This is a genomic window from Streptomyces albofaciens JCM 4342 (genome assembly GCF_008634025.1).
Lineage (GTDB): Bacteria > Actinomycetota > Actinomycetes > Streptomycetales > Streptomycetaceae > Streptomyces > Streptomyces albofaciens.
On sequence record NZ_PDCM01000001.1, the window covers coordinates 2,294,593 to 2,307,520 of the forward strand.

Below are 12,928 nucleotides of genomic sequence, written 5' to 3' on the forward strand. Positions count from 1 at the left end.
CGGTTCTGCGTACGGATCGTCAGCGTACGCGGTGGCCGCGGCGGCTACCAGCGGTGCCGTGAGGTGTGGTACGCGCGCCGCCCTACCCCCGGTCCAGATACGCCAGCACCGCCAGCACCCGCCGGTTGTCGTCGTCGGACGGCGGGAGTTGCAGCTTCCCGAAGATGTTGGAGGTGTGTTTGGCGACGGCCCGTTCGGTGACGACGAGCTTGCTCGCGATGGCGGTGTTCGAGCGGCCTTCGGCCATCAGCTCCAGCACCTCGGTCTCGCGCGGTGTCAGCCGGGCCAGCGGGCGGTCCCGGGACCGGCGGGACAGCAGCTGGGCGATCACCTGCGGGTCCATGGCCGTGCCGCCCGCCGCCACCCGCCGTACCGCGTCGATGAACTGCTCGGCGTCGAAGACCCGGTCCTTGAGCAGGTAGCCGACGCCGCCGGTGCCGTCGGCGAGCAGTTCGCGCGCGTACAGCTGCTCCACGTGCTGGGAGAGGACCAGGACCGGCAGGCCGGGCCGGGCGCGGCGGGCGGCGAGTGCGCACTGCAGGCCCTCGTCCGTGAGGGTGGGCGGCAGCCGTACGTCGACCACCGCCACGTCCGGCCGCTCCTCCTCCAGCGCCCGCGCCAGATCGGGCCCGTTGTCGACGGCGGCGGCGATCTCGAAGTCGAACGCCTCCAGCATCCGTATGAGCCCGTCCCTCAGGAGGAAGAGGTCTTCGGCGAGCACAACGCGCACGGGATCTCCAGCGTGACCAGGGTGGGGCCGCCGACGGGGCTGCTGACGGCCAGGATGCCGTCGAATGTACCGAGTCGGCGTTCGAGGCCGCGCAGGCCGGACCGGGCACCGCCGCCGGCGGACCCGCTCGTGCCGTCCGCTGGCAGGACCACACCGCCGCGGCCGTCGTCGCCGACGCTGACCCGCAGCCGCCCGTCGGCGTACTCCACGTCCACCCACACCCGCGCCGCGTCCGCGTGCTTCACGGCGTTGGTGAGCAGCTCGCTCACGGAGAAGTACGCGGCCGACTCCACCGGCGCCTCCAGGCGGCCCGGCAGCCGCCCGGTCACCTCCACCGGCAGCGGCATCCGCAGGGCCAGCGCCCGTACGGCGTCGTCCAGGCCGCGTTCGGCGAGCACCGGGGGATGGATGCCGCGCACCAGGTCGCGCAGTTCGGTCAGGGCCTGCGCCGAGGACGTACGGGCGCGGGAGACCAGCTCCTTGGCCTTGGCCGGGTCGCGTTCGATCAGGGCCTCGATGGTGCCCAGGTCCATGCCCATCGCGACCAGCCGGGCCTGCGCGCCGTCGTGCAGGTCCCGCTCGATGCGGCGCAGTTCGGCGGCGGAGGCGTCCACCGCGTCGTGCCGGGTCTCGGTGAGCCGCGCCACCCGGGCGGCCAGCTCGGCCTTGGGCGGGGTGAGGAACGCCGCCGCGAGCCGGAAGTGCACGGCGAGCGGCCTCGGCGTGAAGACGCAGGCGGCGAGCACCGCCGCGCCCAGCACCGGCATCAGGGCCACCTGCGTCGGGTCCGAGGCGCGCAGGAATCCGTACAGCTGGCTGTCGGGCACCACGCCGTTCCAGATCAGCACCGGAAAGACGAACCCCTCGACGCCGAACACGATGAGCAGGCCCGGCAGGAGTGCCGTGAGGGCGCCGACCGTCATGTCGAGCCCCAGCCACACCAGTTCCCGCCAGGTGGCCGGGTCGCGCAGCAGGTGGTAGCAGTGCTGGGCGATGCCGGGCAGACCGGGCTGCCGGGCGGGGAGCGGACGGTGGTCGTCCGGTATGCGGAGCCCGGCCCAGTCGTGCGCCCACCGCCGCCGCTGGTCGGCGTAGCGCCGGGTCAGCAGGACGAGGGGCGGGAGGGTCAGCCAGCCCAGCCCGAGCGGCAGCGAGGCGAGCGAGAGGACGGTGAGGCAGAAGAGGGCGACCGAGCCCACGAGCGACAGACAGCCGAGCCAGAGGCCTCGTGCCCCGGCGACCAGTGTTCGGCGGACCCTCATCCGTACGCTCCCTCTCCTTCACGCGCCCGGACGTCGGGCGCGGGAACAGTCTGCCTGGAAGAGAAGTCCAGGCCACTGGGTCGCGCCCCCGGAAAGGGGGTGTACCCGGCACCACCCCCGGGGCGTGCCCCAGGGCCGGGGTCCCCGGTGGCCGCCGGCTTCTTCCGTACGCGTTTCCCGCCGGCCTCACCACGTCTCGACCTCCGGACGGAGAGCCCCATGAGCGTCCCCGCGACCGTGCCAGCGACCGTGTCCGCCACCGCCCCGCCCGCCACCGCCACCCCCTACGCGACCTCGATCGCCGACACGCCGGACCGGATACGCGCCGCCCAGCGCCTGCGCCACCGGGTCTTCGCCGAGGAGCTGGGCGCCACCTTGCACACGCCCCTGGCGGGCCACGACATCGACCCCGTCGACGCCCTCGCGGACCACCTGATCGTCACCGAGACCGCGACCGGCGACGTGGTCGGCACCTACCGGCTGCTGCCGCCCGGCCGTACCGGACGCCTCTACTCGGACGGCGAGTTCGACCTCTCGGCACTGGCCGGGCTGCGCCCCTCCCTCATCGAGGCGGGACGGTCCTGTGTGCACGCCGAGCACCGCAGCGGCGCCGTCATCAACCTCATGTGGGCCGCGCTGGCCCGCTACACCCTGCTCTCCGGCCACCGCTACCTGGCGGGCTGCGCCTCCGTACCGCTGGGTGACGGGGGCGTGGCCGCGGCCGCCGCGTGGGAGCTGGGCCGCACCCGGCACGCCGCGCCGCCCGGCCTGCGCGTCACCCCGCACCACCCGTGGCGGCCCGCCGGTCCGGGACCGGACGCCCGCCCGACCCCGTCGCTGCTGCCGCCGCTGCTCCGCGGCTACCTGCGGATCGGCGCCTGGGTGTGCGGGCCGCCCGCCCACGACCCGGAGTTCGACGTGGCGGACTTCTTCGTGCTGCTGGACATGGAGCGGCTCAACGACCGGTACCGGCGGTTCTTCCTGGGAGACGGGCAGGCCGGACAGGACGCGTCGCGGCGGGACGTGCCGGCCGGGAGCCGGCCGTGAGCACCTGGGAGGTACGGTCCGAGTGCACCCCGCGCTGTGCCGCGCACGCCGCGCCGCGGGTCCCGTTCACCGAGACCGCCCGCCGCTGCGCCGCCTTCGCGCACGCCGCGGGCCGCGCGCTGCGGGACGGCGAGCGGATGGCCGAACCGGCCCGGCTGCGGGCGCACGCGCGGGCGGTGCTCGCCTCGATCGGCGTACGGCTCGTGGTCGAGGCGGCGCGGGACGGGGTGGGGCTCGCGGTGCCGTACGGGGCGGGGGCCGCGGCGCCCTGCGGGACGGCCGCCCCGCCCGCCCCGCCCGCCCGCCCCGGCACCCTCGTCGTCGCCAACCACATCTCCTGGCTGGACATCCCCGCCCTGCTCGCCGTCGAGCCGGTGACCCTGCTGGCCAAGCGCGAGGTCGGTGACTGGCCGCTGGTCGGCACCCTCGCCCGGCGCGCCGGCACCCGTTTCATCGACCGCGCCAGCCCGCGCCAACTCCCCGCGACCGTCGCCGCCTTGGCGGGCCTGCTGCGCTCCGGCCGGTCGGTGGCCGCGTTCCCGCAGGCCACCACCTGGTGCTCGGTGGCGCACGGCGCGTTCCGCCGCGCCACCTTCCAGGCCGCGCTGGACGCGGGCGCCCCCGTACGGCCGGTGACCATCGCGTACGAGCAGCTGGGGACGGCCAGCACGGTCGCGGGCTTCCTCGGTGACGAGGAATTCCTGTCCTCCGTACGGCGGGTGGTGGGGGCGCGCGGCCTGACCGTACGCGTCACCGTGCACCCGCCGCTGCTCCCGCGACCCGGCGCGCACGACCGGCGCGCACTGGCGGCCCTCGCCCGCGCCGCCGTCTCCCGCACCGTCCGGGAGCCGGTCCGGTACGCGCCGGGTGCGTGCCGGGCGGACGCCGCGCCCGCGCCGGGTCAGACGCTCGGTACGTACTTGTAGCCGACGCGCCGTACGGTCACGATCGACGACCGCACGTCGGCGCCCAGCTTCCGGCGCAGCCGGGCCACATGCACGTCCACCGTCCGGCCGTCGCCGACGTGCCCGTACCCCCACACCGTGGTCACCAGCTGGTCGCGGGTGTGCACCCGGTGCGGGTGCGCGACCAGGTGGGCCAGCAGCTCGAATTCGAGGTAGGTCAGGTCCAGCGGGCGGCCGTGGACGTGCGCGGTCCGCTGCTCGGGGTCGATGCGCACGGTCGCGTCGCCGGTCGTGGCCACGGCGGGGCCGGGGGCGTCCGACGCTGCCGGCGGGACCGCCGCGGCCGGTACCGACTCCGCCGGGACCAGGACGAGGTAGCCGACCATGGCCGGCTGCCCCGGCAGCGCGGGCAGGCTGTGCTGCGGCGCGGGGAGCCAGGTCGCGCCGGAGGTGAGCAGGTCGGCGACGGGTGGCAGCTCGTCGGGCGCCACGGCGCGCAGGCGCTGGCGGCCCGGCACGGTGGCGGGTGCGGCGGCCGCCGAGGCCGCGGCGGAGACGGCGGCGGGCGCGGCGGAGGACTTCGCGGAAGTGGCGGTGAGGGTACGGACGTTCGTCATGATCGGTCAGCTCTTTCGCGCAGTGGGGGCGTCGGTGGACGTCGTGCGCGCGGGCAGGGCTGGGGACGCCGCGAAAGGCGTCGTAGAGGCGTGTGCGGGCCCGCGCTCAGTGCGCGCGGCAACACAGACGGTCGAAGTGGTGCCCCTGCCGGGACGGCCAGAAAGGCTTGAGGTCGCTGCGACCCGTCGCGGTTTCGTCAAGGCTGGCCATGTCCCTATTCAACCAGACGGCCGGTGTTCTGTCCTTCAGGTGTCCCGCCGTCCGGCGCGGGCCCGGTGGCGGGCCTTGAACAGGGCGCCCGCGCCCATGCCCAGCAGCAGGGCCGTCAGATGTCCCACGTCCGTGAAGTCCCGTTCCCGGCGCAGGACCGGGTGGGCGCCCAGCGCCAGCAGCCCCGCCGTCGCCGCGGCCCGCACTCCGCGGTGCGGTACGGACACGGCGAGCGCGCCCACCGTGGCGTAGAAGCCGTAACTCGCGCCCACGTCCACGGCCCGCTCGGTGTCGGGGGTGACGTACTCGTGGGAGAGCGCGCGGGCCGCCCGCAGCCCGCCGTACACGAGCACGCTGGCGCCGATGTGCCCGGCGGCGAACATCCCGGCCGCCCGCCGGGTGCCCCACGCCGCCTCGGCCGTGCCGAGCGCCGCGAGCAGCGCGAGCCCGTACGGGACGGGCAGCGGGCTCTCGACGAACACGGCGCTGGTCGCCAGCGTCCGCCAGCGGCCCGCACGCAGGTTGTGGACGTTGGTGGAGTGCGCGCGCAGCAGCTCGGCGCGCTCGTGCGCGGGCATCCGCGCGGTGGCGTACGCGCCGAGCTGGACGGCGCCGACGTACAGCGGGGTGAGCCAGGGGGCGTAGGCGGAGGGCGCTTTCATGCCCTCCATCATCCCTGGAGGCCAGGCGTCACAGCGGGCGGACGGGGTCGGGTGGGAACGGGTCGGGTGCGGGCCGGGTCGGGTGGGACCGGATCGGGTGCGGACCGAGTCGGTTGGGGGCCGGTACCCGGTGGGGCCGGTACCGGGCGGGACCGGTACCGGGTGGGGACCGGATCAGCCGGGCCCGCTCAGCCGAGCCGGATCTCCACCGGCTCGGCCGAGCCGCCGCGCACGGTGACCGCGGCGTCGGCGGTCCGCGCCGCGCCGCCGCCCCGCTCCGACCGGCACTCGACGGTGTAGCGGCCGTCGGCGCCGGCGGAGAGGGTGAAGCGCCCGTCGGCGTCGGTGAGCGCGGCCACGTCCGGGAAGGATCCGGGGCCCGTGGCGAGGTACACCCGGGCGTCCGGGACGGCCCGGCCGTCCGCGTCCACCACGACTCCGGAGATCACCGCCATACCGGGACCTTTCGTTCGATCGCTCCTGCCGTACGGCGCTCATTCCTGCCGTACGGCGCGTCAACCCTGCCGTACGGTCACGCCTTCCACGCCACGTAGTTGTTGTACACCGGCGTGGTGATCCGGGTGCCGGAGTTGGTGACCGCGCCGCCGTACGCGTGGATCGCGATGCCGTACCGGCCGCCGTTGTAGAAGTGGTAGACGGAGCTGCCGCTCTGGCCGCCCGCCGTGTCGATGTCGTAGTACACCTTGCGCGGGCCGACGGAGGCGACGCCGCGTGCGTCGTACCACTGCGTGCCGGCCGGCTTGTCGCCCGGGTAGCCGGAGATGTTGCCGACCGTCTTGAGCAGGTCGGCGTCGGACCATACGCCGAAGCCGAACCAGCCGGTGGTGTTGCCCAGGTTGTTGGGCAGGATGATCGCGCCGTAGTCGTAGTTCTCGTCGCCGTTGTTGGCCCAGCCGTTGACCGTGCGGAAACTGGTGCTGGTCACGACGCCGTAGGGGAGGGTGTTGCCGTTGCGGCCCGGCATCACGTTGATGCTCTTGACCCAGCCGTCGCGCCCGGCGACGCCGCTGTTCTTGATGTAGACGACGTGCCCGGCGGTGGCCAGGGTGTGCGGGCCGATGAACCAGGCGGTGCCGATCCAGCGGGAGTTGTCGGCCGCGGTGATCAGCAGCGAGCAGTGCACCCGCCACGGGTAGACGGACGTGTCGGTGATCTGCACCCGGTCGTCCGGACCGTGCACGGTCTCGGCGGCGACCGGGGGCGGGCCGAAGGACGCCTCGCCGATGTCCGGCAGCGCTGCGGTCGGCGGCTGCCACAGCTGCTCCGGCGTGCCCTCGGGACGGGTGTAGCCGCGCACGTTCTCCAGGCCGTCCGCGGTCGCCCTGGCCGCATCGCCCTGCGGCCCCTCGGACGGCGGCTGAACGGCCAACTCCTCGGCAGTGAAGACGACTTGCTGTTCTTCGGGCTCGTTCGAGACGGCGGTGTGGAACTCGATCGGCATTGCTTGTCACCGAGCCTCTCGGTTCTCGCGGTGCACTGTGGGAGTCCTCCTGGAGGGAGTCCTCTCCTTGTACTGCGGTCTCCCGGGGGCGGACAACGCAAGATGCGCCGAATTCTTGTGGATGGCCCTCTCCTACGTCATCTGTCCCGAAAGGCCCCGACAACAGCACGAGGTGACCCCGGAATCCGGGACGCCCTCCCCGCGGAGAACTTCCGCACCGAGAACGGGCACCGCCGGACCTTGCGGACCCGTGCGCTTCGCGCCACGGCGCGCGTGGCGCCCGCGCGCGGGCGGGCGCGCGGGCACACTGGCGGTCATGACGACGACCTTGCGCATCGGACTCCTCGGCACCGGCCCCTGGGCCCGGCGCGTGCACGCCCCCGCCCTCGCCGCCCACCCCGGCGTCGCCTTCACGGGCGTGTGGGGACGCCGCCCGGCAGCCGCCGCGGCGCTGGCCGCGAGCCACGGCACCCGCCCGTACGCGACCCCGGAGGAACTGTTCGCCGACACCGACGCCCTCGCCATCGCCCTCCCGCCGTCCGTCCAGGCGGACCTCGCCGTGCGGGCCGCCGAGGCCGGCCGCCACCTCCTCCTGGACAAGCCGGTCGCCACCACCGTCGCCGAGGCGCGGGCGGTGGCCGAGGCGGCGGACCGCGCGGGCGTCGCCTCCATCGTGTTCTTCACCGCGCGCTTCGGCATCGCCGAGGGGGAGTGGATCGACCGGGCCGCCGCGGCCGGCGGCTGGTTCACCGCGCACGCCGACTGGCTCGGCTCGGTCTTCGCGGCGGACAGCGACAGCCCGTACGCGGCCTCGCCCTGGCGCCGCGAGAAGGGCGCCCTGTGGCACGTCGGCCCGCACGCGCTGTCCCTGCTGCTGCCCGCCCTCGGGGACGCCGAGCACGTCACGGCCACCCGCGGTCCCGGCGACACGGTGCTGCTCACACTGCGGCACGCGAGCGGCGCGGCGAGCTCCGCGACGGTCAGCCTGACCGCGCCGCGGGCGGCGTCCGGCGTCTCCGTCACGCTGTACGGCACCTCGGGCGCCACCTCGCTGCCACGCCGTCAGGACGGCCCGGAAGTCGCCTACGAACGCGCCGTGGACGCCCTGCTCGCCTCCGTACGCAGCGGTGACGGGCACGCGTGCGACGCGCGGTTCGGGCTGCGGGTGACGGAGGTGCTGGCGGCGGCGGAGGCGTCGTTCGTGGGAGAGGAGAAGGGGGAGGGGTAGAGGGAGAGGGGTAGGGGGAGGGATGAGGCGGGGGAAGGGGGGCGGGAGCGGCGACCTCTCACCTGATCAGGTGCATCGCTTACTTGATCAGGGCGTTGGCCACCGCGATCACCAGGCCGAGCGCGGCGTCGGCCACCCCGATGAGCACGGCCCCGCGCCTGCGGTACCCCATCCGCAGTGCGGCGGCCATGCCCCAGGCGAACAGCAGCGTCGCGTTGAGCATCAACCCGGCCGCCGTGGTGGGGCCCTCAGGCCAGTTCCAGCCCCCGGCGGCGAGCAGCAGCACGACCGTGGGCAGCGAGGCGACGACGAGCGGCCACTCGTCGATCAGCCGGTGCACGAGCGCGTACCAGCGGTGCCCGGCGGTGTGCCCGCGATGGGTGGACATGTGGTGCGCGTAACCGTGCGCGAGGGCCGCCGTCACGGCGGTGACCAGCACCCACAGCGCGTCGTACACGGGCGTGAACGGCGCGCCCTCGCTCTGCAAGGCGGCCAGCAGCGCACTGGCGAGCACCGTTCCGTAGACGCCCCCGAACAAAACGTTGGAAGCCATGGGCAGCTCCGTTCCCCTCCCCGGTGGTATGGCAATGGAGAAATGAGTCGTCCACGTTAATCGGTGGGGCTGCTCATTGCGTCACCATAACGGCGTAGAAAGTAATGGCCAAAGGTATGACAACCCATGGTGCGGCGGGAAATGCGGACGGCTGTGGACGGGAGTGCGGCAAGCCTTCGGAACCCCTTACTCACCTCCAGGTAAGTAACCCACTTTCAAGTAGGTAATTGCGGACCGGGAGGCGGGGCGCGAGGATTTTCCCGGCGCGCCGCTCTTGTCCATGCCCGTCCGTACCGCCTACCGCCTACCGCCTACCGCCTACGGCCTACCGCCTTTCCGGAGTTTCCCGTGACATCCACCGCGTCCAATGCCTCCACTGTGTCCCATGCCTCGGCTGCCGCATCCGATGCCTCCACCGCGTCCAATGCCTCCGCCGCGCTCAACGCAGAGCCCGTCCCGCTCAACGCGGAGCCCGTCCAGCTCGACGCTGAGCCCACCCCGGTCACCGTCCTCGGCCTGGGTGCCATGGGCCGCGCCCTGGCCGCCGCCTTCCTGGAGGGCGGCCACCCGACCACCGTCTGGAACCGCACCCCTGGCCGGGCCGACGCCCTCGTGGCGGCCGGCGCCACCCTGGCCGCCGACGCCGCCGAGGCGGTCGCGGCCTCCCCGGTCACCGTCGTCTGCCTCATGGACCACCGGTCCGTGCGCGACGTGCTCACCCCGCTCGCGGACCGGCTCACCGGCCGTACGGTGGTCAACCTGACGACCGTCTCCCCGCAGGAGGCCCGCGCCACCGCCGCCTGGGCGGACGAGCACGGCATCGAGCACCTCAGCGGCGCCATCATGACCATCCCCATGCTGGTCGGCGGCCCGCAGTCGATGCTCCTCTACAGCGGTCCGGACGCCCTCTTCACCGCCCACCGCGCCCTGCTCGAACGGCTCGGCTCGGCCACCCACCTCGGCACCGACCCCGGATCGGCGCCGCTGTACGACGTCGGTCTGCTGACGGCCATGTACACCATGTTCGGGGGATTCCTGCACGGCGCGGCCCTGGTCGGCACGGCGGGCGTCCCGGCCAAGGAGTTCACGGCGCTCGCCGTACCGTGGCTGAACGCCATGACCCTCGGGCTGCCCGCCATGGCCGAATTCCTGGACTCGGGTGACTACCGCACCGAGGTCCAGAGCCTCGATTTCAACGCGGCGGCCGTGGCACACCTCGTACACACCAGCCGGGAAGCGGGCATCGGCGCGGATGTCCTGCTCCCGGTGCTGGAACTGATACGCCGCCAGATATCCGAGGGGCATGGGGCGGAGAGTGTCACGCGGCTGGTGGAAGGCATCAAGCACCCGGAGAATTCGGCGGGTTAGCGGAATCCGGCGTGGAGCCGGGGGCGCCGGCCGCGCCCCCGGCAGTCTTCCCGCCTCATGGCTCAACTGCTATGGCTACATGCCGATTTTGGTCTTGGAAGGCATCGACGATGCCGCCTAACGTCGTGATCACGGCCTTCGCACACCGCGAAACGCACGCTCACGTACGACAAGGAGGCGCAGCTCATGACCGCGTTCACGAGTTACGTCGAGACCATCCTCCAGAAGCTGACCGGCAGCCCCGGACGCCCGGTACTGACCACGGCCGAGGGGCGGGACATCACCGCCGCCGAGCTCCACGACAGCGTGCACCGGATGGCGGCCGAGCTGGCCGACCGCGGCATCGGGCGCGGCCGTTCGGTCTCGATGCTGGCCGGGAACCGGCCGGAAGCCCTGGCCGCCCGGTACGCGGTCAACCTGCTGGGCGCCCGGATCGTCCTCCTCTACGAGGGGCAGGCGCCGGAGATCCAGGCGCGCCTCGTGGAGAGCGCGGAGACCGTCCTGCTCCTCGTCGGGCCGGAATCGGCCAAGCCCGCCGCGGAACTCCTCTCCCACCTGGAGGGACCCGCGCCGGACGTGCTGATGCTGGGCCCCGGCGGCGCCGGTCTGGAGGCCGAGGACCTGACCGCCCTGGCCGCCGCCCGCCCGTCGGGCCGTACGGTCGAGAGCGCGGCCCGCGCCGACGAGGACTGGTGCATCCGCTACACGGGCGGCACGACCGGCATCCCCAAGGGCATCCGGTCGGCCCACGGCCCGTACGCGACGCTGCTGTCCTACCCCGTCGAAGCGGCCGGCGACCCGCCCCGCCAGCTCGCCTGCACCTCGCTCACCCACCTCGCCGGACACCTGGCCGACATGACGCTGGCCACCGGCGGCAGCGTCGTCCTCCAGGACCGCTTCGAGCCCGGCGCGGTGCTCGCCGCGATCGCCCGCGAGCGCATCACCCACATATGGCTGCTGCCGCCCCTCCTCTACGAACTCCTCGACCACCCCGACCTCGCCACCACCGACCTCAGCAGCCTCACCCGCATCAGCTACGGCGGCTGCCCGGCGTCCCCGTCCCGGCTGCGGCAGGCCCTGGACGTCCTCGGACCGGTCCTCTACGGCTGGTACGGGCAGTCCGAGGCCCTGCTGCTCACCGAGGTGGGCCCGGCGGAGCACGCCATCACCGGGCGCGGCGGGCAGATCACCGTCGGCCGCCCCGTACCCGGCGTGGACATCGAGATCCGCGACGAGCACGGTCACCCCCTCCCGCCGGACGCCGACGGCGAGGTGTACGTCCGCTCCGCCGGCCTGATGACCGGCTACTGGAAGCGGCCCGAACTGACCGCGCAGGTGCTCCGCGACGGCTGGCTGCGCACCGGCGATGTCGGCTACCGGGACGAGGACGGCTACCTCTACCTGATGGACCGGGTCAAGGAAATGATCATCGTGGTGGGCGGCCACGTCTATCCGGGCGAACTGGAGGACCTGCTGCACACCCACCCGGACATCGCGCACTGCGCGGTCTTCGGCGTGCGCACCGCGGACGAGGTCGAGGAGGTGCACTGCGCCGTCGTCCCCGCGCCGGGACGCACGGTCGACGCCGCACGGATCACCGACTTCGTCGTGGCGCACAAGGGCGCGATGTACGCGCCGCGGGCCGTGCATCAGGTGGACAGCATCCCGCTCACCTCGGTCGGCAAGCCGGACAAGAAGCGGCTCAAGGGTGAGGTGGTGGGGCGGGGGTAAGGGGCAGGGGGGCAACAGTCATGCCGGGCCCGGAGGCCGGCGGCCCTCTCGCGGAGCCGCGAAGAACATAACGGGGGCAGGGGGAACCGTCATCGATTCCTCACACAATGCGAGACACGGCGTCACGAGTGCCGCGCACCATGGTCGGGCCCCTTCCCCGCCGTACGCTTTCGACCAGCGTCCGCCCGGCCCGCTTCGGAGAACCCCGCGCCATGACCCGTGTGCTGCTGATCGAGGACGACCCCGCCGTACGCAAGGGCGTCCACCTCGCGCTCCGCCGCCGCGGGCACGAGGTCGAGGCGGCCGCCAGCGGCGAGACCGGCCTCCTCGCGCTGGACCGCTTCCGGCCGGAGCTGGTGCTGCTGGACCTGATGCTGCCCGGCATGAGCGGCCTGGAGGTGTGCCGCCGCATCCGCGAGACACAGCAGATCCCGATCATCATCCTGTCCGCGCGCGGCGACGACATCGACATGGTCGTGGGACTGGAGGCCGGCGCGGACGACTACGTGGTCAAGCCCGCCAGCGGCGAAGTGCTCCAGGCGCGGATGCGGGCGGTGCTGCGGCGTGTGGTGGGGGAGGGGGGTGGAGACGGGGCACGGGAGGCGGGCTCTGGTGCCCCTAGTGCGTCCGCCGCGTCCTCGTCCCGGTCCTCGCCCTCGTCCTCCTCCGTGACGTACGGCGCGCTGACCATCGACCGTGCCGGCCTGCTCGTCACCAAGGACGGCCGGGACGTCGTGCTCGCCCCCTCCGAGCTGAAGCTGCTCCTCTTCCTGTCCGACTCGCCCGGCCAGGTCTTCAGCCGTCAGCAGCTCCTCGAACAGGTCTGGGAGCACAGCTTCTACGGGGACGTACGGCTGGTGGACGCGTGTGTGATGCGGCTGCGCGCCAAGATCGAGGACGATTCACGCGCGCCCACGTACGTACAGACGGTACGGGGGTTCGGCTACCGGTTCGGACCCTTGTGACCGCCCGCAGGCCCCCGGGAGGGGCCGCGCCGACCCGGGGCCGGGAGTGGCTGACCGCCGCGTACACCCGGCTGCGCGGGCTGCGCACCCGCCTCGTCGTCGGCTTCCTCGTCGTCTCCGCGCTCAGCGCGCTGATCACCGCCGCGCTCACTTTCCGGCAGGCCCGTACGGCGATACTGGCCCGCAC

At 73.6% G+C, this 12,928-nt stretch carries 13 protein-coding genes; 6 read left to right on the plus strand and 7 right to left on the minus strand.

Annotated elements, in window-relative coordinates; all coding sequences use genetic code 11:
* Positions 1 to 82: 82 nt before the first annotated feature.
* Positions 83 to 730 (minus strand): LuxR C-terminal-related transcriptional regulator, encoded by a 648-nt coding sequence (locus tag CP973_RS10385; RefSeq protein ID WP_150239554.1) that lies wholly within the window; start codon positions 728 to 730, stop codon positions 83 to 85.
* Positions 694 to 1,992, minus strand: coding sequence for a sensor histidine kinase (locus CP973_RS10390; protein WP_167538312.1), 1,299 nt, complete (start codon positions 1,990 to 1,992; stop codon positions 694 to 696). The genes CP973_RS10385 and CP973_RS10390 overlap by 37 nt, the downstream gene beginning before the upstream one ends.
* 219 nt (positions 1,993 to 2,211) lie before the next feature.
* Between CP973_RS10390 and CP973_RS10395 the strand changes: the two genes are divergently transcribed.
* Together CP973_RS10395 and CP973_RS10400 are read left to right on the plus strand one after the other, a co-directional pair.
* On the plus strand, positions 2,212 to 3,039 hold the full coding sequence (locus CP973_RS10395; RefSeq protein WP_150239557.1) for a GNAT family N-acetyltransferase: 828 nt from the start codon (positions 2,212 to 2,214) through the stop codon (positions 3,037 to 3,039).
* Positions 3,036 to 3,965: a lysophospholipid acyltransferase family protein gene (locus CP973_RS10400; protein ID WP_208853162.1), complete on the plus strand. Its 930-nt coding sequence runs from the start codon at positions 3,036 to 3,038 to the stop codon at positions 3,963 to 3,965. Before CP973_RS10395 ends, CP973_RS10400 begins: the two co-directional genes overlap by 4 nt.
* Here the strand turns inward: CP973_RS10400 and CP973_RS10405 are convergent.
* The 4 genes from CP973_RS10405 to CP973_RS10420 all read right to left on the minus strand — a co-directional run bounded on the left by CP973_RS10405 (position 3,941) and on the right by CP973_RS10420 (position 6,896).
* Positions 3,941 to 4,561 (minus strand): winged helix-turn-helix domain-containing protein, encoded by a 621-nt coding sequence (locus CP973_RS10405; RefSeq protein ID WP_208853163.1) that lies wholly within the window; start codon positions 4,559 to 4,561, stop codon positions 3,941 to 3,943. The two genes, CP973_RS10400 and CP973_RS10405, sit on opposite strands and share 25 nt — an antisense overlap.
* 246 nt (positions 4,562 to 4,807) lie before the next feature.
* Entirely contained in the window at positions 4,808 to 5,434 is a 627-nt protein-coding gene (locus tag CP973_RS10410) for a rhomboid-like protein (protein ID WP_150239559.1), read from the minus strand.
* Between the two features lie 188 nt (positions 5,435 to 5,622).
* A complete protein-coding gene (locus CP973_RS10415) occupies positions 5,623 to 5,889 on the minus strand; it encodes a carboxypeptidase-like regulatory domain-containing protein (protein WP_150239561.1) in 267 nt (88 codons plus the stop codon).
* A gap of 77 nt (positions 5,890 to 5,966) precedes the next feature.
* Positions 5,967 to 6,896 carry a trypsin-like serine peptidase gene (locus tag CP973_RS10420; protein WP_150239563.1) on the minus strand — a complete coding sequence of 310 codons (930 nt, stop codon included), beginning with the start codon at positions 6,894 to 6,896 and terminating at the stop codon, positions 5,967 to 5,969.
* 316 nt (positions 6,897 to 7,212) lie between these two features.
* Between CP973_RS10420 and CP973_RS10425 the strand changes: the two genes are divergently transcribed.
* Positions 7,213 to 8,124, plus strand: a complete 912-nt coding sequence (locus CP973_RS10425; protein ID WP_208853164.1) for a Gfo/Idh/MocA family protein — start codon at positions 7,213 to 7,215, stop codon at positions 8,122 to 8,124.
* A 79-nt stretch (positions 8,125 to 8,203) separates the two neighbouring features.
* Here the strand turns inward: CP973_RS10425 and CP973_RS10430 are convergent, their stop codons facing one another.
* Positions 8,204 to 8,677, minus strand: coding sequence for a hypothetical protein (locus tag CP973_RS10430; RefSeq protein WP_150239565.1), 474 nt, complete (start codon positions 8,675 to 8,677; stop codon positions 8,204 to 8,206).
* Between the two features lie 348 nt (positions 8,678 to 9,025).
* On the opposite strand from CP973_RS10430, the gene CP973_RS10435 reads away from it, so the two are divergent.
* The 3 genes from CP973_RS10435 (at position 9,026) to CP973_RS10445 (ending at position 12,741) form a co-directional block, all read left to right on the plus strand.
* Complete coding sequence (locus CP973_RS10435) at positions 9,026 to 10,045, plus strand: NAD(P)-dependent oxidoreductase (RefSeq protein WP_244409370.1); 1,020 nt, start codon at positions 9,026 to 9,028, stop codon at positions 10,043 to 10,045.
* Positions 10,046 to 10,231: 186 nt separating this feature from the next.
* Positions 10,232 to 11,776 (plus strand): AMP-binding protein, encoded by a 1,545-nt coding sequence (locus CP973_RS10440; protein ID WP_150239567.1) that lies wholly within the window; start codon positions 10,232 to 10,234, stop codon positions 11,774 to 11,776.
* Positions 11,777 to 11,988: 212 nt separating this feature from the next.
* Positions 11,989 to 12,741, plus strand: a complete 753-nt coding sequence (locus CP973_RS10445; protein WP_150239569.1) for a response regulator transcription factor — start codon at positions 11,989 to 11,991, stop codon at positions 12,739 to 12,741.
* Positions 12,742 to 12,928: the final 187 nt, after the last annotated feature.